Origin of the sequence: Winogradskyella sp. PE311 (assembly GCF_046545555.1) — a bacterium.
Classification (GTDB): Bacteria; Bacteroidota; Bacteroidia; order Flavobacteriales; family Flavobacteriaceae; genus Winogradskyella.
Map to the genome: position 1 here is coordinate 298,770 of NZ_JBHZTH010000002.1, position 22,257 is coordinate 321,026.

Sequence of the window (22,257 nt, forward strand, 5' to 3'; positions counted from 1 at the left end):
ACTGATCTTAAATGATTGTGTTATGAAACTGTTTAATTTTTTACTTTTTTTACTCTTTTCTAATTTTTTACTTGCTCAAGTTGGAGTTGGTAACACAAATCCAGATGCGTCTTCAATTTTAGATATTACATCTACTACAAAAGGGATGTTAGCTCCAAGGATGACAACCTTACAACGCGAGGCAATTACAACTCCGGCTGATGGTTTATTAGTATATGATACTGACGAAAGCTCGTTTTATTTTTATAAAGCTTCGAACTGGGTTATTATTAATTCAGACTTACAAAATGTTGAAAGGGATAATTATAAGTTGGTTAAATCTGCTGCAGATTTAGCAGACGAACTTGTTGCAGGTGGCGGTACTACATATGAATTAGATACGAATACGTATTATGAAATTAATGGCACAGTGGTCTTATCATTTCCAATTGACCTTAACAATGCATACATATCTGGTTTAGATGCCAATGAAGATGTTCTATTTCAGCCAACAGGCACTATATTTTCTGGCACAACTGGTGGAAGTATTAGAAATCTCACCTTAGTTTCTAGTGCGAGTAAAATTTTTGATATTACAGCAGCAGCAACTGAAACTTTAGTTTTTCAAAACAGCATCATAGCGAATTCTGCAGAAGTTGGTGATTTAGAAGGTTTTGGAGTTGTTTTTTGCAATATTATTAATATTGTTAATAATTCGGATGGTATAGTTTTTACAGATATCGATAATCTTTTACTAAGTAATTTAGCATGGTTCGAAAGTAACTCAGGTACATTTGAAACATACATAGGGAATTTTGATTTAATTGAGAAGATAAGTGGTTTTTTTAAAGTACCAGCTGGAGCAACTGGTATCGACGTAAGTAATAATCCTTCTGTTGGCTTTGGTAGCATTGTCGGTACTCCTTTTTCAGGATTGGGTACTTTTATTGATGGCTATACTGTAGGGAGTTATAGTGGTTATGATTTTTCAAATGATTGGAATATTAACAGTCCTGGAATAAGAATTGAAAATGATAATAGTGCTTCAGCAGATTTTTATTACACCGGAGCGGTTACCACAGGATTTACTCAAACTATCACAAATGGTACGGCTCAAAACATTGAAGGTGGTGGAACTTTTTCTGGTAATAATTTATTTAGATTTACGGCTCCAGCACCAGGTAATAGATTGACTTATGATGGTATAGAACAACGCCAGTTTCAAGTCAATGCTTCTTTGTCTATAAGAGTGTTAAGTGCTACGTCCGATTTTTATGGTTTTTTAATTGCGAAGAATGGTACCGTCATTACAGAGTCTAATTCAGTGATATTTATAGATAGTGATAGTCAGATACAAAATGTAGCTATTAATGCCATCGCTAATCTAGAGAAAGGTGATTACATTGAAGTTTTTGTTCAACGTTTAACTGGGACAGGGAGTGATACATTGGTTGTTTTCTCCGAAAATTTAAGTATAAACTAGAATTTAGCAGATAACCTTAAATTAAATACTCTTGGTGTAAGAAAGTTTGGAATGGCGAATTGTCTTTTTGTGTAGACATCTCTAACCCAAGTGTTTGTTATTGAGTTTTGATTATTGAACATGTTATATATTTCAAAACCAAGAGATAGTTCTTTAAATTTTTTCTTCCAACCAGAATTATAAGTTTTAGATGGGTTTATTAGTTCTAATGAAATACCTAAATCAGCCCGTCTATAATCTCTTAAACGAATTTGAAAGTCATACGGATCTGCATAACTCGGTGATCCACCAGGTACACCTGTATTATAAACTAGGTTGAGGTACATTTTTAAATTTGGCATATTTGGCACATAATCTTGAAACAAAGCTCCAAACTTTAAACGTTGATCAGTAGGCCTGGCGATAAAACCTCTATTGTCTATATTTTCTTCAGTTTTTAAATAGCCAAAACTAAACCATGATTCAGTTCCAGGTACAAATTCTCCATTAAGCCTCATATCTAAACCATAGGCGTATGCAGTGGCATTATTATTTGCTCTGTATCGAATTCTTACATTTTCTAAAGTATATGGATTAACATCAGTTAACCCTTTATAATAAGCTTCTGTGACCAATTTAAATGGTCTATCCCATATCTCAAAACTATATTCATTACCTAATACAATATGAAAAGATTTTTGAGCTTTTACATTAGGTCGTACAACACCAGAAGAATCTCTAAGTTCTCGGTAAAATGGAGGTTGGTAGTATAATCCGCCTGCAACTCTAAATAACATATCTTTATCCCAATCTGGCTTTATAGCAAATTGAGCTCGTGGGCTGAATACGGTTTGCGTTGAGCTTTCTATGCCTTCACCACTAACGGTCCAGTTATGAGCTCTTACACCTACGTTATAAAACACATCGCTATTTCCCCAAGACGTTCGTTTACTATATTGAGCAAAAGCTTGTAAGCGATCAATTTGTACTTTATTTAGTGCTCTTATGTTTTCAAAAGCAGTAATAGGTCCAGAAAAAGCCTCATAAGGTTGAAGATTTGGTTCACTAAAATTTGGTGGTCTAATCGAAAAACCTGCAGAATCAATAATTTCATATTCAACCAGGCGATCTCTAATATCTTCGTGAGTGTATTTTACAGACCATTCAACTGTGCTTTCATCATCAATTTTATAATCACCGCGATGCTCAGCATTTACTATAAGTGCATCTAAATCATTTCTAGCATGGGTTAATTGAGAACCAATACCCTCACTAAATTCTACTTCTCCCAAATCCTCATCACCAATATTGGTATTAACTTCTCCTAATCGATATTGAGCAAAGATGTCAAAATATTCTTGCTCTGTGGTTTGGTATGCAGAAGCAATAAATTTTAATGTTAAATCTTCATTCACAAAATAATTTGCTTTGAGCGCCCCAAAATACGTTTGATATTGATCCTCTTCCTGACCTTCGTAAAATACCAAAAGCGCTACTGGCTCTTGCAGTGTCCCGAAATTAGTTTGTCGATTCTCGGGCTCGAAGTTGTATTTGTTTAAAGAAATATTACCAAGAAAGTTTAAATGAAATTTATCTGAAAAACGATACGTTAAATAGGTCTGAGCATCCGCAAAGACAGGCTCTACATTTCCTTCGGTCTCAAGATTATTTAATATTAGACTATTATCTCTATAGCGAACACCTGCAATACCAGAAAATTTCCCATCCTTAGATACTGCTTCAGCAGCTATACTTCCACCTAATAAGCTTAAGTCAGTTCTTATACCAAAAGCCACTGGATTTCTATAGGTAATATCTAAAACCGACGATAATTTATCACCATATTTGGCTTGAAAACCACCAGCTGAGAAATCTACATTTTGAACTAAATCAGTATTGACAAAACTTAAACCTTCTTGATTACCAGAACGAATTAAGAATGGTCTATAAACTTCTATTTCGTTTACATAAACCAAATTCTCATCAAAATTCCCACCTCTAACTGAGTATTGCGTACTTAATTCATTAGAAATATTTACACCAGGCAGTGTCTTTAGAATATTCTCTACGCCAGGTTGAGCTCCTTTTATGGTTCTTATTGTTTCTGGAGAAATTGAAGTAACGCCATCAACAGATTGTCTTGTATTTGTATTAATCACTACCGTTGCAATTTGCTCAACTTCAATCTTCATGACAGGATTAAACTCTAGTTCTTGACCATTTTTGAGATTAAATTTGGCTTCGACTCGTTTATGACCGACATGTGTAAATTCGATAATGACTTCAACTCCAATTGGAATTTTTAGCTCATAAAAACCATTACTATTGCTAGCCGTTCCCTCACCAGTTGATGATTTAATATTTACATTTTCGATTGGCTGATTGGATTCATCTAAAATAACACCTCTAATTATTGAGGACTGAGAAAAGGATAGCACACTAAAAAGTAAGCTTAATGAGGTAATAAAATGTAAGCGTTTCAAATAGTTTAGTTTATTTTCTAAAGAATGTTGCTTCAAATGTAGAACTATTTCCAACATTATCAGTAACAATTATCTTTAATTCATTCTTAGTATCATTAACGATATTATCATTAAAATCGTGTATCAGAGTGTCGGTTTTATAATCATACTCCATTAAGATCCATTTACCATTAACTGTAGCTCTATATTTACTTATGCCTGATAAATCGTCATCTATCTTTACTTTTAAATAACGGTATTTGCTTAACCACTTTTTATTTTGAAAATTAATAGGTTTAATAGTGGGTTTAATTGTATCTATCGCTAGTGTAAAAGTTCCAAAAATTTTACTGCCAGCACTTAATATATTTCCTTTTCGTTTAGTATTTAAATATCCTGGTTTTTTATAATATCCATATAAGCGCGCAATAAAAATTTTGTCTAAATCTTTACTCTTGTAATTACTTAAGTCATAATTAACATAAAAATTCTTTTGAAGTGGAATTTTGTCTTCATGAAGATGAATGGTATCAGAGCTAACACTAAAGTCAATAAGAACATCTTCATATACCGTATTCTTATAAAAATTTACTGATACATTTTCAGATTCGAGAGTTGTAAATTTATCACTGGACACTAAGGATTTATTAGTGGCTGGTATAGCTTCAGGTTTGATCAGTTTTTCGTACTTACCTCTAACAGGAATATTAACCCAAGTTTCATTACCCTTATAGTCTCTCACTCTAATTTTATATACCGATGAGGTACTGTCTTCGACTATTATATAACCATTATCATAAGCATCTTTATAAAGGCTTAAAGGGTTATTCTTTTCAATAAATAATTTTTGAATTCTAGATTTTTTTGATTTAAAATATTCGTAATCAATTAAACGTTTAATATGTTTTGTTTCGCTAAAGCTAAAGCGCTTAAAATCTATTTCTAAACTTTTATTACCGTTAAAAAAAGTTTGAATATTACTAACACCATTGTTATTTGGTGCTAAATCTTGTTTGTCATAAGATGTTATACCAAAACCAATATTACCAAATGCAGTAATTTTCTCGACTTCATAACTTCCATTTTTTTGTGGAATTAAACGTAGTGGCATACGTTTATTTTTTCCGTTTATAATAGCGTTTTCATCTTTAGGGTAAGCATAAACAGCTGATACAAATGGAGCTTTAGAATCTTTTACATCAATACCAAACAGCATAGGATTCATTGGACGTTCTTGATTATCTCTAATTTCAAAATGCAAGTGTGGACCACCAGAACCACCTGTATTACCAGAATATGCTATAACTTCATCAGAGTCTATAAGAAGCTCTTCCGTGCTTGGAAATACCTCTACTTCAAAACTTTCCTTATCGTATTGACATTCTTTTATATATTTTTCTAAACGTTTAGAAAACTTCTGTAAATGTCCATACACTGTTGTATAGCCATTTGGGTGTGTAATATAAATCGCTTTACCATAGCCATAATGTGAAATCTTAATACGGCTCACGTAGCCTTTGGCAGAGGCATAAACCTTTAATCCTTGTTTTTGCTGTGTCTTTATATCGAGACCTCCATGAAAGTGCGAAGACCTTAATTCTGCAAATGTCCCAGAAAGAACCATTGTTATGTCCAAAGGATTTCTAAAATAATCTTGAGGATATTCGGACTGTGCGTAAGTGGTTAGTGAAATTAAAAATAGGAGCAGTGTTTTTTTCATGGAATAATCAATTAAAGCTAAAATATTAATTTGATTAATATATACAAACGTAAAATCGAGATTATTTTATTTAACAGTCTAATTCCTTTAATGTTATGTCAATGAAAAATAATTGTAAAAGAATTGTATTTTTTCATTTGGTATGTTAACTTTGTTTCAACAGTATTGAATTACTTTAATGAGTAAAATAGAAGACATTGTTGATGCTTTAGAAAACAAGATTAGTAAGGTCTTGCATAAGCAAGAAGTCTTAAAAAAGACAAATGCTAGCTTAACTGAAAAATTAGAGCAGCAACAGCATAAGCTTTTAATGCAACAAGAAGAATTAGGATCTTGGGCAGAAAAATATGATACACTCAAAATAGCAAATTCAATGCTTGGTAGTGACGAAAATAAGCGAGAAACGAAGCTCAAAATAAATGCACTTATTAGGGATATTGATCATTGTATTGGTCAAATTTCAGAATAAAGTTGTAAATTTAGATTAAATGTCAAATCAATTAAAAATTAAACTTTCAATAGCAAATAGGGTCTATCCATTAACGATAAATCCAAGCCAAGAGGAAGGTTTAAGAAAGGCCACAAAAAAGATTGAGGCTATGATTGGACAATTTGAGCAGAATTACTCTGTTAGAGATAAGCAAGATGTTTTAGCAATGTGTGCTTTACAATTTGCGGCTCAAGTAGAGCAAAAATCAATAGATAAAGAGTATGTTAATGAAGAAGTACAGGATAAGCTTAAAGCTTTAAATGAACTTTTAAAATCTCATATTTAACTCGCACGTTCTTTAAAATAAAAGGTTACTGCCTACATTAGTTTCATTTTTTGATAAACTCAACGATCAATTCTTTAAAAAGGGTGAGTTGAAGTTGTAAAATCGTGCTGTTAATACGTAAGTATTTAGACAGATTTTTGATCAGCTTGTTAGCCCTAAACTTGTTTTTAAGGAGTTTATACAAAACCGTAAACTGATGTAGGCTTTTTTTATATAATAACTAAACAATAAACATGGACACTAACACAATCTTATATGTTGTAGGAGGAGTAGTATTAGGAATAATACTAGGATATATTATAGCAAAATCTTTAGCAAAAGGAAATGCCTCTAAATTAATCTCAAATGCAGAAGGAGAGGCAAAGGCTATTTTGAAACAAGCAAAGGTGGATGCAGATGCTTTGAAGAAAGATAAAATACTACAGGCAAAAGAAAAATTTATTGAGCTAAAATCAGAACATGAAAAAGTAATTCTGTCTAGAGATAAAAAGATGGCAGAAGCTGAAAAGCGCATCCGAGATAAAGAGTCTCAAATATCTAATGAATTATCGAAATCAAAAAAATCTAATCAATCGTTAGATAGTAAGATTAAGGATTACGATTTTAGATTAGAATTTTTAGATAAGAAAAAAGACGAAGTTGAAAAGGCTCATAAAAGCCAAATAAAACAATTAGAGGTTATTTCGTCTTTATCAGCAGAAGAGGCTAAAGAGCAATTGGTGGAATCTTTAAAAGAAGAAGCTAAGACTGATGCTATGGGCTTTATACAAAACCATATAGAAGAGGCGAAACTAACGGCACAACAAGAGGCGAAGAAAATAATTATTAATACAATTCAACGTATTGGTACTGAAGAAGCTGTTGATAATTGTGTGTCTGTATTCAATATAGAATCAGACGATGTAAAAGGTAGAATTATAGGTAGAGAGGGAAGAAATATTAGAGCGATTGAGGCTGCTACCGGCGTAGAGATTATCGTAGATGATACTCCTGAAGCTATTATTTTATCTTGTTTCGATTCTGTAAGAAGAGAAATTGCACGTTTATCCCTACATAAATTAGTAACAGATGGTAGAATACATCCGGCTAGAATAGAAGAGGTTGTAAGAAAAACTCAGAAACAGATAGAACAAGAAATTATAGAAGTTGGTAAGCGAACTGTTATCGATCTCGGAATTCACGGTCTAAATCCAGAATTAATAAAAATGGTCGGTCGTATGAAATACCGATCGTCTTATGGACAGAATTTACTTCAGCATTCGCGAGAAGTGGCTAAACTCTGTGGTGTTATGGCTGCTGAGTTAGGATTAAATCCAAAGTTAGCTAAACGTGCAGGTCTACTTCATGATATTGGAAAAGTACCATCTTCAGAAACAGATGTAGAAACACCGCATGCTATTCTTGGTATGCAATGGGCAGAGAAGCATGGTGAAAAACCTGAGGTTTGTAATGCTATTGGTGCTCACCATGATGAAATTGAAATGACAACATTGTTATCACCAATTATTCAGGTTTGTGATGCGATATCTGGTGCTAGACCAGGAGCTAGAAGACAAGTTTTAGATTCTTACATACAACGATTAAAGGATTTAGAGGATGTAGCCTTTGGTTTTCCAGGTGTTAAGAAAGCTTATGCGATACAGGCTGGTAGAGAGTTACGTGTCATTGTAGAGAGTGAAAAAGTATCTGACGAAGTGGCCGCAGGCTTATCTTTTGAGATTTCTCAAAAAATCCAAACGGATATGACGTATCCAGGACAAGTAAAAGTTACTGTTATAAGAGAAACTAGAGCAGTTAATATTGCTAAATAAACAAATTGTTGAAAGAATAGACAAAGAGCACTTTTATAGTGCTTTTTTCTTTTTAAAAGTTAGGCTAAATGTAGACCCCTTGTTGAGTTCACTGTTTAATTCTATAGTGCCATTTAATGCTTCAACTTGAGTTTTGGTAATATAAAGCCCAATACCTCTAGAATCTTTTCGTTCGGTTCCATGGAATGTTTGATACATTTCAAATATTTGACCATTATATTTATTCATATCTATTCCTATACCATTATCAGCTATTAAAATTTTTATTGTGTCTTTGGTATGTAATGACTGAATTAGTATTTGAGATTCTTTATCTGGATCTGAATATTTGATTCCGTTAGAGATTAGGTTGTAAATAATACTTTCTAAATAAGACTTGTTTGTAATTAAAGTATCATCCATTCTTAAGGCGTTAAAAATTTTGATGTTTTTGCTCTTTATGTCTACCTCTAGGCTATCTATAATTTTATTGGAACATTCAAAAAGATTAACACGCTCATTAAGTTGATTTATATTGGTTTTTGATTTTATGCTTATAATATCATCAAGGTCTACAATGGTTGTAGTCAATGAGTCTGAAATTGTAACTAAATGATTTATTAAATCTTTTTTTTCTTCTTCATTCTCTGTTTCATCATAAAACTCAAGAATATTTTTAAGATTTCCAATATGCGTTTTTAAGTTGTGCGAGACAATGTGAGTGAAATTGTGAAGTCTTTTATTTTGATTTGTTATAAGTTGTAGATTATTCTTTAGTTTGTTTTCATTTGTTTTTCTTAATGTAATGTCTGTATGCGTACCAATAATTCTAGTTGGTTTGTTGTCATTATCTCTTTCTATGACTTTTCCCTTATCTAATATCCATTTGTAATTACCATTCTTACATAATATTCGGTATTCTATTTCATAGATTTCTAATTCTCCATTAAGGTGTAATGTAAAGTCACCATCATAGGCAGCTTTGTCTTCAGGATGCACTCTATCGTTCCATTCTTTAGAAATGTTTTTTAATTCACCCGGTTTGTACCCTATTATATTTATTGATTCTTTAGAATAATATGCCTTTTTAGTTATAGGATTATAATCCCAAAGCCCAATATTTGAAATTTCAAACGCTACTTTATGCTTGTAATTTTGTAAACCAATTTTGTATTTCTTCTTCTTCTTCCTTAAGCTTGTATTCTTGGTGTAAGAATCTCTTTTAAAGTCTGTTATGTTTAGCCCCAAAAATTTCATGGTAGTATCCTTTTATATAAGACACTATTTATAACTTGTAGTCACTACAATAATAAAAAGTAGAACTATTTTCTAGGATGAAATTTATTGAGTACTTCGCTTAAATGAGAACGATCGACGTGCATATAGACCTCAGTCGTAGTGATACTTTCATGACCTAGCATCATTTGAATGGCTCTAAGATCAGCACCATTTTCTAATAAATGTGTAGCAAAAGAATGTCTAAATGTGTGAGGAGATACTGTTTTATTAATACCAGATTTTTCAACAAGTTTTTTAATAATTGTAAAAATCATAGCTCTTGTTAATTTTTTACCTTTATAATTAAGAAACAAAATATCTTTTGAGTCTGGATGAACGTTAATATGACTTCTTATACTTTTCCAGATTAAAATATATTTTTCTGTGCTAGATCCGATTGGTACAAATCGCTGTTTATTACCTTTTCCTGTAACCTTTATAAAGCCTTCGTCAAAAAACAGGTCGGAAATTTTTAATTCTATTAATTCACTAACCCTAAGACCACAGCTATACAAAGTTTCTATAATGGCTCTATTGCGCTCGCCTAAATTTATACTGTTATATTGATAACTTAAATCAATTTGAGATATAAGATGGTCAATATCACTAACTGATAAAGTGTCAGGCAGTTTTCTTCCAATTTTAGGGGATTCAATAAGATCTAATGGATTGTCTTTTCTGTAATCTTCAAATATCAGATAGTCAAAAAAATTTCTAAGACCAGATATAATACGACTTTGTGATCTTGGATTAATAGTTTTAGAAATGGTGTATATAAATTGCTTTATAACTTCATTATCTATTTCTAGAGGGGAGACAGAAATTGTATTGTCTTCAAGATAATTAATAAGCTTCTTTATATCATAAGAGTAATTATCTATTGAATTACGAGATAGTCCACGCTCAATCAATAAATAGTGTTTGTAGTCCTTAATTGCTTGTAGCCATTTCATTAATATATACGTGCTTTTCAGTTTCAAAAATAAGAGAAAAAACTTCGTTATTTAACGTATTTCTTTAAAATATTGTTAATAACAATAAATTTAAAATGCTTAATATCAGTTATTTAATATAAATTATTGTTTAAATTGTTAATAACTATGTTATAATACTTTCTTATTTTAAAAAAAAGGCTTTAGTTTGTAATAATCAATTTTAAAAACTTAAATATTATGAAAAAATTATTTTTAGCTGCTTTTGCAGTATTTGCATTTGCTAGTATTAATGCACAAGAAGGTTTTAGTGCCAAAGCTGGATTCAACAGTGTTTCGATCAGTGTATCTGGTGCGTCGGGAAGTGAATCAGGGTTTTACCTTGGTTTAGGTTACCAATTCGAACTAAGTGAAGAATTTGATATTGAACCAGCAATTTTGTACAGTTCTGTTTCAGATTTAAACTCTCTTTATATTCCTGTAATGGTTAAATATGGTATCTCAGAAGACTTTAGTCTTATGGCTGGCCCGCAGGTTAACTATCTTTTAGAAGATGTTGAACAAGGTGAGTTTGGTATTGATTTAGGTGCAGGTTTATCGTATAATATTTCTGAAGATTTCTATGCTGAAGCAAGATATGCTTTTCAAGTATCTAGAGATATAGAGGCAGATATTAATACTTTAACCGTTGGTGTAGGTTATAGATTCTAATAGAGATTTTATTCTATAAATTAAACCGAAGTTTGCACTTCGGTTTTTTTATGCACTTATTTTAATACCTTTACTTTATGAAGAAACTTATCATTATTAATGGCCCTAATCTAAATTTATTAGGAAAGCGTGAGCCAGAGATTTATGGAAAAGAAACATTTAACGATTATTTAATTACTTTAAAGAAAAATTATAAAGGTGCTAGCATAGATTATTTTCAATCTAATATTGAAGGCGAGCTTATAGATAAAATACAAGAGGTCGGTTTTACTTATGATGGTATTATTTTAAATGCAGCGGCATATACACATACTTCAGTTGGTATTGGTGATGCTGTAAAAGCTATAGAAACTGCAGTTATAGAAGTGCATATTTCTAATACATTTGCTAGAGAGACATTTAGACATCAATCTTATATTTCTCCCAACGTAAAAGGTGTTATACTAGGATTTGGGCTTAAGAGTTATAATTTGGCAATTGAAAGTTTTATTTTGTAATTATGAAAAAGTTAATTCTGCTAATTTGTTTTTTGTCATTAGGACATTTGTTATTCGCCCAAACTCAGTTAGGTATAAAGGGTGGTTTAAATTTTACGTTTTTTAAGGTTACGGAAGGGGGTTTTGGTACTAATCCAGAATCTGACATAGGCTTTTATGGAGGTGTTTTTGTAGATTTTAAAATTGATAACGGATTTCATATACAGCCAGAATTATTATATAAAGGTGTTGGAGATTTTGAATTTATAAATGCACCCATCTATTTAAAATACGATATTTACGATTCATTGCATATTCTTGTTGGTCCTAGTTTAAACTATTTCTTTGATATTTTTAACAATAGCTTTAAAGTAAGAGCTGATGTAAGTTTAGAGTATGATTTTGGTTCAAAATTGAGTGCACATATGAAATATACTTTAGGGTTTGAAGAACTGTCAGCTGATATTATTTTTATAGGTTTAGGTTATAGACTTTAGATATTGATAATTAAATAAGAAAAGCGAATCAAAACTAATTTTGATTCGCTTTTTTATATTCTATTAACTTTTTTAAAAGTTTAAAAGTTTATCAATTGTCCTATACTACAAGTGTATAACTTCATCGTAAGCAGCAGCAACAGCTTCCATTACTGCTTCACTCATCGTTGGGTGTGGGTGTACGGCTTTTAATACTTCATGTCCAGTAGTTTCAAGTTTACGACCTAAAACCGCTTCTGCAATCATATCGGTAACTCCAGCTCCAATCATATGACAGCCTAACCATTCGCCATATTTAGCATCAAAAATCACTTTTACAAAACCATCTTTATTTCCACCAGCACTTGCCTTACCTGATGCAGAAAATGGAAATTTACCAATTTTTACATCTAGTCCTTGTTCTTTTGCTTGTGCCTCTGTTAAACCAACAGATGCAATTTCTGGGGAACAATAAGTGCAACCAGGAATGTTACCGTAATCTAGCGCTTCAACATGTTGACCTGCAATTTTTTCTACACATAGAATACCTTCAGCAGAAGCAACATGCGCTAATGCTTGTCCTGGTGTTACATCACCAATGGCGTAGTAACCTGGGATATTTGTTTGATAATAATCATTAACTAAGATTTTATCTCTATCTACTGCAATACCAACGTCTTCTAGTCCAATATTTTCTATATTAGATTTAATACCAACTGCTGATAATAGGATGTCAGCCTCGAGTATTTCTTCCCCTTTTTTAGTCTTTACAGTAGCTTTAACACCTTTTCCAGAAGTATCAACAGAAGTTACCTCTGCAGATGTTTTTATCTTAATTCCAGATTTTTTAAAACTACGTTCTAATTGCTTTGATACCTCGTCATCTTCAACAGGAACGATTTTATCTAAATATTCTACAATAGTAACTTCTGTTCCCATTGAATTATAGAAATAAGCAAATTCTACTCCTATCGCACCAGAACCAACAACAATCATTTTCTTAGGTTGCTTTTCTAAAGTCATGGCTTGTCTATAACCTATTACTTTTTTGCCATCTTGTGGTAAACTTGGCAACTCCCTAGATCTTGCTCCTGTTGCAACAATTATATGATCTGCTGAATATTCAGTACCATCAACATCAACTTTCTTACCAGTTTTTAATTTCCCATAACCTTCAATAACGTCGATTTTGTTCTTTTTCATTAAAAACTTTACACCATTACTCATTCCATCAGCAACACCACGACTTCTTTTAACTACAGCATCAAAATCGTGTTCCGCGTCTTTTACTTTTAAACCGTAATCTTCAGCATGCTTTAAATACTCGAATACTTGAGCAGATTTCAATAAGGCTTTAGTCGGAATACAACCCCAATTTAAACATACACCACCAAGGCTTTCTTTTTCTACAATGGCTGTTTTAAAACCTAATTGAGATGCTCTAATTGCAGTAACATAGCCACCAGGACCGCTTCCTAAAACTATAATATCGTATTTACTCATGCGTCAATTTTTTAGTTGAATTTTGAAGGAACAAATTTACAAAACCAAAACGTAATATTAAAGGTCTTCAGTAAAATGTCTTAGACCTTTATTTTTTTTAAACTTATCGTTGTTATAATCTTTAGATAGTCCCTTTGCAATAGAAAGTGATTCCCAATTTGTACCTTTTATAAGTTTTCCTAAAAATACAATCTGACCAATGTGATAGGCATAGTGCATCATTTGCCTATTAATGGCTTCTGTAACTGTATGACCTTGATTTCTTATGTAAATAATTTTAACTAAATCTTCGTTAGATAATGATTTGATTGCACTGAATAAACAATCCCAACCTTTGTTCCATGAGTTGATTAAATTTTCTTTTGAGACATATGTGTCTTCAAATTCTTCATCACGTTTACGCCATTTTTTTTCACCGTCTTCGATTAAAAAATTTGTCCAGCGACTTAACATATTTCCAACGATATGTTTGACTATAATTGCTATTGAATTAGAATCTTCCTCAAACTCTTTTTTTAATTCGTCATATGATAGTCTAGTTATTGTTTTATAACCTAGACTTTTATAATATTCAAATTGTTTTATTACACTAGATAAATAAGATGATTCCATAAAATTTAATTATGTAGCATAAATTAGCGATATAACATCTTAGAAACTATTAATAATGATAGTTAGATGTTATATCGCTATTTCTGTTTTCACTTTCTAATTTATCCTTCTGAAGGAACAAACTTTAAAGCGATACCATTTATACAATGACGTTTACCTGTAGTTTCTCTCGGTCCATCATTAAAAACATGGCCAAGATGACCACCACAATTTGCGCAATGCTCTTCGTCTCTAGAATATCCTAAGTTATTATCAGTGCCATAAGCTACGTTTCCTTTGATTTCTCTGTCGAAACTTGGCCATCCTGTTCCCGAATCAAATTTATGTTCACTTTTAAATAATGGTGTATCGCAAGCTGCACAATGGTAAACTCCCTTTTTGTAATTTTTATTCAAACTACTAGAGAATGGGCGTTCTGTACCTGCTTTTCTTAATATATAATATTGTTTTTCAGTGAGTTGTTCTTTCCATTCTGCTTCAGTTTTTGTTACAGGGAAAGTTTCTTTCTCTTTTACCTCTTTTTTTTGGGCTGAACTATTGCAGCTAAAAATAAAACTTAAAATGAGTATTGATAGTATCTTTTTCATGATATAAATTTAATGATTATTTTATAATATCATAAGTCGAAAATGATATTACTTAATTACGAAATCGATATAAATTTTTAATTAATAATAATAAAAGGAATGCTATGAATCTTAACTAATTAATTGTTAAATTTAAAAACTAAATACTAACTAAGAACAAATGAGAATAATGCATGTAAGTGCAGAATGTTATCCAATTGCCAAAGTAGGTGGTCTAGCTGATGTTGTTGGCGCTTTGCCAAAATATCAAAACCAGTTAGGTGGTGACAGTAGTGTTGTAATGCCGTTTTATAATAATACATTTACGCAAAAGCATACGTTTAAAACTATTTATAGTGCTAGAGTTAGTCTAGGACATAATGAATATGACTATAGTATTTTAAAATTAAAATCTAATGTCCTTGATTTCGATATTTTCTTTGTAGATATTCAAGAGTTACTTTTTAAAGATTACGTTTATTCAGCTGATGATACGGACCGTTTTCTGGCATTTCAAATAGCAGTTTTAGATTGGATGCTGACCTTAAAGAAGAAGCCTAAATATATTCATTGCCATGATCATCATACAGGATTAGTTCCTTTTATGTTACAAGAATGTTATTGTTATGAATCTTTAAATAAAATACCAGTAGTTACTACAATTCATAATGCCCAATACCAAGGCTGGTTTGGTTATAACAACTTATATAAAATACCAGACTTTAATCTCGATAATATTGGTCTTCTGGATTGGAATGGCACTATAAATCCCTTAGCTGCAGCGATTAAATGCGCTTGGCGTGTTACCACAGTATCACCTAGTTATATGGAAGAATTGAAACAAGATGCCAATGGATTAGAAGGTCTTCTGCGTCATGAAAGTGCAAAAACTGTTGGTATTTTAAATGGTGTTGATACTGAAGTATGGAACCCAGAAACCGATACTTATCTCATTAAAAATTATAAGGTGTCTACAGTTGAGGCCGGCAAAAAAGCTAATAAAAAGTGGCTTTGTAATGAATATGACCTAGATCAAGATAAACCTTTATTTGCTTTTATAGGTAGATTAGTAGGAGAGAAGGGATCTGATTTATTTCCAGATGCTTTTGATGTTGCGTTAAATAATAATGATATTTCAATATTACTCTTAGGGTCAGGAAACCCAATTACAGAAGGCGGATTAAATGTTTTGAAGAAAGAACACGAAGGAAAGTATAATGCCTTTATTGGTTATGATGAAAGATTGTCTCATATAATTTACGCTGGAGCTGATTTTTTATTGATGCCTTCTAGAGTAGAGCCTTGCGGATTAAATCAAATGTATTCATTGCGATATGGCACCATACCAATTGTTCGCAATATAGGTGGTCTAAAAGACACTATAGTAGATATAGAGGATGAAGGTTTTGGTTTTGTGCATCAGAATACGAGTGTAAAAGACATTTGTTTATCTATAGAAAGAGCAACAGCTTTTTATTCAAATAAAAAAGAGCTAAAAAAAACGAAGAAACGCATTATGAAAATTGACCATTCTTGGGACAATTCTGCGAAAAAATATATGCAATTATATAAATCCATTAAAAAAGCTAAATTATGATTAACGAAAGTGTATTATCAATTATTTTGGGAGGAGGCCAAGGCTCCAGATTATACCCACTAACTGCAGATAGATCTAAACCAGCTGTACCAATTGCTGGTAAATATAGATTAGTGGATATTCCTATTTCTAATTGTATTAATAATGATATAAAGCGCATGTATGTATTAACTCAGTTTAATTCTGCGTCGCTAAATCAACACATAAAAAACACTTATCATTTTAGTTTTTTTAGTAGTGCTTTTGTCGATGTTTTAGCTGCAGAGCAGACTATGCAAAGTGATAAATGGTTTCAAGGCACAGCTGATGCGGTTAGACAAAGTATGCATCATTTTTTACGTAATGATTTTGAATATGCCTTAATTCTATCTGGTGATCAGTTGTATAATATGGATTTAGAGGATATGATAAAAAAGCATAAAGAAAGTAACGCAGAAATAACTATTGCGACTTATCCTGTTAATGCAAAAGATGCTACTGGTTTTGGGCTTTTAAAAACGAATGATGAAAATATAATCACTTCCTTTATAGAAAAACCAGCATCAGAATTATTACCAGATTGGACTTCGGATGTAGGAGTGGAAATGGAAAAAGAAGGTAGAAATTACCTAGCTTCTATGGGAATTTATATTTTCAATAGAGATTTATTAATAAAGCTAATGGAGGATCCGGATACGATAGATTTTGGAAAAGAGATTATCCCGCAATCCATACACAAACATAAAACGCTTAGCTATCAATATGAAGGCTATTGGACAGATATTGGAACGATAGAGTCGTTTTTTGAAGCTAATTTAGGACTAACAGACGACATTCCTAAATTTAATTTATATGATAATAATAGGGTTTATACTAGAGCAAGAATTTTACCAACATCTAAAATCTCAGGTACTATTTTAAATAATTCTGTGATTGCAGATGGTTGTATTATTCATGCCGAAAAAATAGAGAAAAGTGTTATTGGTATTCGATCTAGAATTGGCAAAAATTCTATAGTGCAAAATACATATATGATGGGTAATGATTCTTATGAGTCATTAAATGACATGGAGAATAATAGCATAGAAAATCTTTTAGGTATTGGTAACGGATGCTTTATAAATTATTGTATAGTTGACAAAAATTGTAGAATTGGTGATGATGTAAGAATTGAAGGTGGAAAACATTTAGAGGACAAAGAGACAGATAGCTACTTTATAAAAGATGGAATTGTAGTTATTAAAAAAGATGCGACTATTCCTAAAGGAACAGTGATTAAATAAATATTTATTTTAATATAATAGATGGCAGAAGTTATTCCTTATAGTTTATTTACAGATTTTGATATCAATTTATTTAAATCTGGTAAGCACTACCGTTTGTACGAAAAATTTGGTTCTCATATTACTACTGTAGACGGAGTAGAAGGCGTTTATTTTGCTGTTTGGGCTCCGAGTGCAAAAATGGTTTCCGTTGTAGGTGATTTTAATTTTTGGTCCGAAGGAGAGCATAAATTAAATGTACGTTGGGACTCTAGTGGCATTTGGGAAGGTTTTATTCCTGGTGCAGGAAAAGGTACAAAGTACAAATACAAAATAGAGAGTAACAATAACAGCATTAAAACCGAGAAGGCAGATCCTTACGCAAGACGTTATGAGCATAACCCTAAAACAGCGTCTATTGTTTGGGATGAACCTTATAAATGGAAAGATAGCAAATGGATGAAAAAACGAAAGCAGCATAATGCCTTAGATGCTCCTTATTCTGTTTACGAAGTTCATCTAGGATCCTGGAAAAAGAAGGTAGAGGAAGGGCGCTTTTTGTCTTATGTTGAGATGGCTGACGAATTAGTCTCTTATGTAAAGGAAATGAACTTTACTCATGTAGAATTAATGCCAGTTATGGAGTTTCCGTATGATCCATCTTGGGGTTATCAAGTTACAGGTTATTTTGCACCAACATCCAGGTTTGGGTATCCAGAAGAATTTAAGCTCTTAGTAGATAAATTACATCAAAATGATATAGGAATTATCTTAGATTGGGTACCGTCGCATTTTCCAGAAGACGCTCATGGACTTGGTTTTTTTGATGGAAGTGCATTGTACGAGCACCCAGACCCAAGAAAGGGTTATCATAACGATTGGAAAAGTTTAATTTTTAATTATGGTCGTAATGAAGTAAAGTCGTTTTTAATAAGTAATGCTATTTTTTGGCTTGATCAATATCATGCCGACGGTTTGCGCGTAGATGCAGTTGCCTCCATGCTATTTCTAGACTACAGTAGGGAAGATGGTGAATGGGAGCCGAATATGTATGGAGGCAGAGAGAATCTCGAAGCCATGGCATTTTTAAGAGAAATGAATGAGGCCGTTTATTCATCATTTCCAGATGTACAAACCATAGCTGAAGAATCTACAGCTTTTCCGATGGTATCGAAACCAACCTTTATGGGAGGCCTTGGGTTTGGAATGAAATGGATGATGGGTTGGATGCATGATACATTACAGTATTTTACAAAGGAACCTATCTATAGACAATTTCACCAAAATGATCTAACGTTCTCGATGACATATGCCTTTACAGAAAACTTTATGTTGCCTTTAAGTCATGATGAAGTTGTATATGGTAAAAAGTCGATATTAGGAAGAATGCCTGGTGATGAATGGCAGCGTTTTGCTAATCTTAGATTATTATATGGTTATATGTTTACGCACCCAGGAACGAACTTATTATTTCAAGGCGCTGAATTTGGGCAAAGTGGTGAATGGAATTTTGAAACTAGTTTAGATTGGCATTTATTAGAATATGCACCTCATAAAGGAGTGCAAAAATTCATAAAAGACTTAAATGCACTTTACAAAAACCAGCCAGCATTGCACCAAAAACAATTTTCAGCAGAAGGATTCGAGTGGATTGATTATAATGACTCTGAAAATTCAGTATTTACATATATTAGAAAAGGGACCAATGAAGAAGACGATTTAATAGTTGCGTGCAATATGACGCCTATTCCAAAAGAAAGTTACAAAATTGGACTACCTAGAAAAGGAAAACTCAAAGAAGTGTTTAATAGTGATTTAGAAATTTATTTTGGTAGTGGTAATTATAAAAATAAAGTACTAACTATTAAAGCTGAGCCTTGGCATTTTAAAAATCAATCTGCAGATGTTAATATTCCACCGTTAGGTCTAGTTATTTTGAAATATGTAAAAAAGAAATAAGAGAAAATGTATTGAAGTGCTTTTATCTAGAAAACTTACTATTCTTTTTTCTAGGTTTTCAGCATTAAATCCCCAATAAATTCCTCTAAAATTATCATTCCTTCAAAATTGAACAACAAAAACGTAATAGTTTGTAATAAGTTATAAATACAGAGTTCTACGTTTTTTTTAGTTCTATTTTTTCCGTTTTTTTGTTATTCTTTTACAAATGAAATAATGCTATGATTGTAAATACAGAATTAGAAAATAAGGGAAATTTATTCCCATCAAAAATAATAGATTTTAAGAAAGATGTTGATACATTATATTTCACAACAGATAATGATGTTATTCTTCAACTTACCGTTGTACGGGACAGTGTTCTTCGCTTTAGATATACTACAGTAGGTAATTTTGACAATGATTTTTCTTATGCAATTACGAAATATGCCAGTTTTGGGTACAACAAATTAGAAATTAAAGACGAAGACGAAAGTTATATAATAATCACGTCGAAATTAAGATGTGAGATTTCTAAAGAAAGCCTTCGTGTCTCTATATATGATGTTTCAGATGGCACCCTTATAAATCAAGACGAAGGCGGATTTCATTGGGAAGAGAATTATCATAATGGTGGTAACATTGTTAAAATGAGTAAGGTATCTAATGATGGGGAGAGTTATTATGGTTTAGGGGATAAACCAAACCACTTGAATTTAAAAGGTAAACGTTATAACAATTGGGTAACGGATTCTTACGCTTATGGAAAGGATACAGATCCTATCTATAAAGCGATTCCGTTTTATACAGGTTTACATCACGGTAAAGCCTACGGTATCTTTTTTGATAATACATTTATGACCTCTTTTGATTTTGCACAAGAGCGCAGAAATGTAACAAGTTTTTGGGCGCAAGGTGGCGAAATGAATTACTATTTTTTCTACGGACCAAAAATGAATGATGTTGTTGAAAGTTATACAGATTTAACAGGTAAACCACATCATTTGCCACCACTTTGGGCACTTGGCTTTCATCAGTGTAAATGGAGTTATTACCCAGAAAGTAAGGTGAAAGATATTGCTTCTACGTTTAGAAAATTACAGATTCCATGCGATGCCATCTATTTAGATATTGATTACATGGAGGGCTTTCGTTGTTTTACTTGGAACAAGGACTATTTTCCAGACCCAAAGCGAATGGTTAAGGAATTAATGGATGACGGTTTTAAGACCGTCGCTATTATTGATCCGGGTATTAAAATTGATAAAGATTATTCTGTTTTTAAAGAAGCGCTAGAGAAAGACTATTTCTGTAAGCGCGCAGATGGTGACTATATGAAGGGTAAAGTTTGGCCTGGAGAATGCTATTTCCCAGATTTTACAAACCCTGAAGTACGTGACTGGTGGTCTGGTTTATTTAAAGAGTTAATAGAAGATATAGGTATTAAAGGGGTTTGGAATGATATGAATGAGCCTGCTGTTATGGAGGTGCCTAACAAAACTTTCCCTGATGATGTGCGTCACGATTATGATGGAAATCCTTGTAGTCATAGAAAGGCCCATAATATTTATGGTATGCAGATGGCAAGGGCAACCTATCAAGGTTTAAAAAAATATTCCCATCCAAAACGTCCTTTTGTAATAACACGTTCTGCTTATTCTGGTACGCAGCGTTATACATCGACATGGACCGGAGATAATGTTGCTACTTGGGAGCATTTATGGATTGCAAACATACAGGCACAACGCATGGCTATGTCTGGTTTTTCATTTGCAGGTAGTGATATTGGTGGATTTGCAGAACAACCACAAGGTGAGTTATTTACGCGCTGGATACAACTAGGTGTTTTTCATCCATTTTTTAGAGTGCATTCTTCCGGAGATCATGGAGACCAAGAACCTTGGGCTTTCGATGAAGATGTGACAGATATTGTAAGAAAGTTTATTGAAATAAGATATCAGTTATTACCATATCTATATACTGCTTTTTGGAATTATGTGGATCATGGAATGCCATTACTAAAATCTCTTGTTTTATACGATCAAGAAGATGTGCAGACGCATTATAGAACTGACGAATTTATTTTTGGCGAACAAATTTTAGCATGTCCTGTATTAGAACCAAATGCTAAGGGAAGACGCATGTATATACCTAAAGGTAAATGGTACAATTTCTGGTCAGATGAAGTGGTTAAAGGGGGACGAGAAATGTGGGTTGACGCTGATATAGATAGCATGCCAATTTTTATAAAGGAAGGTGCTATTGTACCTAAATATCCTATTCAACAGTATGTAGGAGAAAAAGAAATTAAGGAAATCACCCTTGATGTTTACTATAAAAAAGGTAAAGAAAAGAGTGAGTTGTTTAGTGATGCAAATGATGGTTTTGATTACACTAAAGGCCGTTTTAGCTTAAGAACTTTTAATTTAACAGGTAGAGTAGACGAATTAATCATAAACCAACACAAGGAGGGTAAATTTATTACTCCATATGATACTTTTAAGATTCAAATTCATGGTTTGCCATTTGAAATCACTGAACTAGAATTAGATAATGAAACTATTTCTTTAAAAGATTTAAAATCTAATGGAACAAATTCTTTTGTTGTAGATAAGAATTTTTCTGAGTTACACATTAAAGGTATTAAGTAAAGAAGTGACTTGTAAGTTATTTCAGTGTCTAAATTTATATACGATTTGATTTCGTACTTTAGTAATTTACAATTAAAAACCATTAGC

The 22,257-nt window shown here is 32.2% G+C and carries 18 protein-coding genes and 1 other RNA gene; 12 read left to right on the forward strand and 7 right to left on the reverse strand.

The features are described from left to right. Nucleotides 1-22 precede the first annotated feature (22 nt). On the forward strand, nucleotides 23-1,462 hold the full coding sequence (locus ACFWU4_RS10925) for a cell wall anchor protein (RefSeq protein WP_411127761.1): 1,440 nt from the start codon (nucleotides 23-25) through the stop codon (nucleotides 1,460-1,462). Here ACFWU4_RS10925 and ACFWU4_RS10930 read toward each other — a convergent pair. Further along, nucleotides 1,459-3,924: a TonB-dependent receptor gene (locus ACFWU4_RS10930; RefSeq protein ID WP_411127763.1), complete on the reverse strand. Its 2,466-nt coding sequence runs from the start codon at nucleotides 3,922-3,924 to the stop codon at nucleotides 1,459-1,461. The two genes, ACFWU4_RS10925 and ACFWU4_RS10930, sit on opposite strands and share 4 nt — an antisense overlap. A gap of 10 nt (nucleotides 3,925-3,934) precedes the next feature. Further along, nucleotides 3,935-5,623 carry a M23 family metallopeptidase gene (locus ACFWU4_RS10935; RefSeq protein WP_411127765.1) on the reverse strand — a complete coding sequence of 563 codons (1,689 nt, stop codon included), beginning with the start codon at nucleotides 5,621-5,623 and terminating at the stop codon, nucleotides 3,935-3,937. A gap of 178 nt (nucleotides 5,624-5,801) precedes the next feature. Here ACFWU4_RS10935 and ACFWU4_RS10940 point away from each other — a divergent pair, with 178 nt between their 5' ends. The 4 genes from ACFWU4_RS10940 to rny all read left to right on the forward strand — a co-directional run bounded on the left by ACFWU4_RS10940 (nucleotide 5,802) and on the right by rny (nucleotide 8,210). Next, the gene (locus tag ACFWU4_RS10940; protein ID WP_411127767.1) at nucleotides 5,802-6,092 is read left to right on the forward strand and encodes a hypothetical protein; all 291 of its coding nucleotides are present in this window, start codon (nucleotides 5,802-5,804) and stop codon (nucleotides 6,090-6,092) included. A 19-nt stretch (nucleotides 6,093-6,111) separates the two neighbouring features. Continuing rightward, nucleotides 6,112-6,399 (forward strand): cell division protein ZapA, encoded by a 288-nt coding sequence (locus ACFWU4_RS10945; RefSeq protein ID WP_411127769.1) that lies wholly within the window; start codon nucleotides 6,112-6,114, stop codon nucleotides 6,397-6,399. Nucleotides 6,400-6,456: 57 nt separating this feature from the next. After that, nucleotides 6,457-6,577, forward strand: a non-coding RNA gene (ssrS, locus tag ACFWU4_RS10950) — 6S RNA. A 55-nt stretch (nucleotides 6,578-6,632) separates the two neighbouring features. Beyond that, nucleotides 6,633-8,210 (forward strand): ribonuclease Y, encoded by a 1,578-nt coding sequence (rny, locus tag ACFWU4_RS10955; protein WP_411127771.1) that lies wholly within the window; start codon nucleotides 6,633-6,635, stop codon nucleotides 8,208-8,210. A gap of 33 nt (nucleotides 8,211-8,243) precedes the next feature. Here rny and ACFWU4_RS10960 read toward each other — a convergent pair whose 3' ends face one another. Together ACFWU4_RS10960 and xerA are read right to left on the reverse strand one after the other, a co-directional pair. Continuing rightward, complete coding sequence (locus ACFWU4_RS10960; RefSeq protein ID WP_411127773.1) at nucleotides 8,244-9,446, reverse strand: sensor histidine kinase; 1,203 nt, start codon at nucleotides 9,444-9,446, stop codon at nucleotides 8,244-8,246. Nucleotides 9,447-9,511: 65 nt separating this feature from the next. Continuing rightward, nucleotides 9,512-10,420: a site-specific tyrosine recombinase/integron integrase gene (xerA, locus tag ACFWU4_RS10965; RefSeq protein WP_411127775.1), complete on the reverse strand. Its 909-nt coding sequence runs from the start codon at nucleotides 10,418-10,420 to the stop codon at nucleotides 9,512-9,514. 219 nt (nucleotides 10,421-10,639) lie between these two features. Between xerA and ACFWU4_RS10970 the strand changes: the two genes are divergently transcribed. The 3 genes from ACFWU4_RS10970 to ACFWU4_RS10980 all read left to right on the forward strand — a co-directional run bounded on the left by ACFWU4_RS10970 (nucleotide 10,640) and on the right by ACFWU4_RS10980 (nucleotide 12,083). Then, nucleotides 10,640-11,110, forward strand: a complete 471-nt coding sequence (locus tag ACFWU4_RS10970) for an outer membrane beta-barrel protein (RefSeq protein ID WP_411127777.1) — start codon at nucleotides 10,640-10,642, stop codon at nucleotides 11,108-11,110. A gap of 77 nt (nucleotides 11,111-11,187) precedes the next feature. Next, nucleotides 11,188-11,607, forward strand: coding sequence for a type II 3-dehydroquinate dehydratase (locus ACFWU4_RS10975; protein ID WP_411127779.1), 420 nt, complete (start codon nucleotides 11,188-11,190; stop codon nucleotides 11,605-11,607). Nucleotides 11,608-11,609: 2 nt separating this feature from the next. Continuing rightward, complete coding sequence (locus ACFWU4_RS10980) at nucleotides 11,610-12,083, forward strand: outer membrane beta-barrel protein (RefSeq protein ID WP_411127781.1); 474 nt, start codon at nucleotides 11,610-11,612, stop codon at nucleotides 12,081-12,083. Nucleotides 12,084-12,188: 105 nt separating this feature from the next. On the opposite strand, the gene lpdA is transcribed toward ACFWU4_RS10980, so the two are convergent. From lpdA to msrB, 3 genes are all read right to left on the reverse strand, one after another. Further along, nucleotides 12,189-13,565 (reverse strand): dihydrolipoyl dehydrogenase, encoded by a 1,377-nt coding sequence (gene lpdA, locus ACFWU4_RS10985; protein ID WP_411127783.1) that lies wholly within the window; start codon nucleotides 13,563-13,565, stop codon nucleotides 12,189-12,191. 57 nt (nucleotides 13,566-13,622) lie between these two features. Further along, nucleotides 13,623-14,177, reverse strand: coding sequence for a DUF1572 family protein (locus tag ACFWU4_RS10990; RefSeq protein ID WP_411127785.1), 555 nt, complete (start codon nucleotides 14,175-14,177; stop codon nucleotides 13,623-13,625). Between the two features lie 101 nt (nucleotides 14,178-14,278). After that, complete coding sequence (msrB, locus tag ACFWU4_RS10995) at nucleotides 14,279-14,764, reverse strand: peptide-methionine (R)-S-oxide reductase MsrB (RefSeq protein ID WP_411127787.1); 486 nt, start codon at nucleotides 14,762-14,764, stop codon at nucleotides 14,279-14,281. 160 nt (nucleotides 14,765-14,924) lie between these two features. Between msrB and ACFWU4_RS11000 the strand changes: the two genes are divergently transcribed. From ACFWU4_RS11000 to ACFWU4_RS11015, 4 genes are all read left to right on the forward strand, one after another. Beyond that, entirely contained in the window at nucleotides 14,925-16,340 is a 1,416-nt protein-coding gene (locus ACFWU4_RS11000) for a glycogen synthase (protein WP_411127789.1), read from the forward strand. Further along, nucleotides 16,337-17,602, forward strand: coding sequence for a glucose-1-phosphate adenylyltransferase (locus tag ACFWU4_RS11005; RefSeq protein WP_411127791.1), 1,266 nt, complete (start codon nucleotides 16,337-16,339; stop codon nucleotides 17,600-17,602). The genes ACFWU4_RS11000 and ACFWU4_RS11005 overlap by 4 nt, the downstream gene beginning before the upstream one ends. A 21-nt stretch (nucleotides 17,603-17,623) precedes the next feature. Further along, nucleotides 17,624-19,540: a 1,4-alpha-glucan branching protein GlgB gene (gene glgB, locus ACFWU4_RS11010; RefSeq protein ID WP_411127793.1), complete on the forward strand. Its 1,917-nt coding sequence runs from the start codon at nucleotides 17,624-17,626 to the stop codon at nucleotides 19,538-19,540. Between the two features lie 221 nt (nucleotides 19,541-19,761). Next, nucleotides 19,762-22,170, forward strand: a complete 2,409-nt coding sequence (locus tag ACFWU4_RS11015; protein ID WP_411127795.1) for a TIM-barrel domain-containing protein — start codon at nucleotides 19,762-19,764, stop codon at nucleotides 22,168-22,170. Nucleotides 22,171-22,257: the final 87 nt, after the last annotated feature.

Coding starts and splice junctions, on each gene's coding strand:
- ACFWU4_RS10925 (WP_411127761.1), top strand. CDS start 23: ATGAAACTGTTTAATTTTTTACTTTTTTTACTCTTTTCTAATTTTTTA.
- ACFWU4_RS10935 (WP_411127765.1), bottom strand. CDS start 5,623: ATGAAAAAAACACTGCTCCTATTTTTAATTTCACTAACCACTTACGCA.
- ACFWU4_RS10940 (WP_411127767.1), top strand. CDS start 5,802: ATGAGTAAAATAGAAGACATTGTTGATGCTTTAGAAAACAAGATTAGT.
- ACFWU4_RS10945 (WP_411127769.1), top strand. CDS start 6,112: ATGTCAAATCAATTAAAAATTAAACTTTCAATAGCAAATAGGGTCTAT.
- rny (WP_411127771.1), top strand. CDS start 6,633: ATGGACACTAACACAATCTTATATGTTGTAGGAGGAGTAGTATTAGGA.
- ACFWU4_RS10960 (WP_411127773.1), bottom strand. CDS start 9,446: ATGAAATTTTTGGGGCTAAACATAACAGACTTTAAAAGAGATTCTTAC.
- xerA (WP_411127775.1), bottom strand. CDS start 10,420: ATGAAATGGCTACAAGCAATTAAGGACTACAAACACTATTTATTGATT.
- ACFWU4_RS10970 (WP_411127777.1), top strand. CDS start 10,640: ATGAAAAAATTATTTTTAGCTGCTTTTGCAGTATTTGCATTTGCTAGT.
- ACFWU4_RS10975 (WP_411127779.1), top strand. CDS start 11,188: ATGAAGAAACTTATCATTATTAATGGCCCTAATCTAAATTTATTAGGA.
- ACFWU4_RS10980 (WP_411127781.1), top strand. CDS start 11,610: ATGAAAAAGTTAATTCTGCTAATTTGTTTTTTGTCATTAGGACATTTG.
- lpdA (WP_411127783.1), bottom strand. CDS start 13,565: ATGAGTAAATACGATATTATAGTTTTAGGAAGCGGTCCTGGTGGCTAT.
- ACFWU4_RS10990 (WP_411127785.1), bottom strand. CDS start 14,177: ATGGAATCATCTTATTTATCTAGTGTAATAAAACAATTTGAATATTAT.
- msrB (WP_411127787.1), bottom strand. CDS start 14,764: ATGAAAAAGATACTATCAATACTCATTTTAAGTTTTATTTTTAGCTGC.
- ACFWU4_RS11000 (WP_411127789.1), top strand. CDS start 14,925: ATGAGAATAATGCATGTAAGTGCAGAATGTTATCCAATTGCCAAAGTA.
- ACFWU4_RS11005 (WP_411127791.1), top strand. CDS start 16,337: ATGATTAACGAAAGTGTATTATCAATTATTTTGGGAGGAGGCCAAGGC.
- glgB (WP_411127793.1), top strand. CDS start 17,624: ATGGCAGAAGTTATTCCTTATAGTTTATTTACAGATTTTGATATCAAT.
- ACFWU4_RS11015 (WP_411127795.1), top strand. CDS start 19,762: ATGATTGTAAATACAGAATTAGAAAATAAGGGAAATTTATTCCCATCA.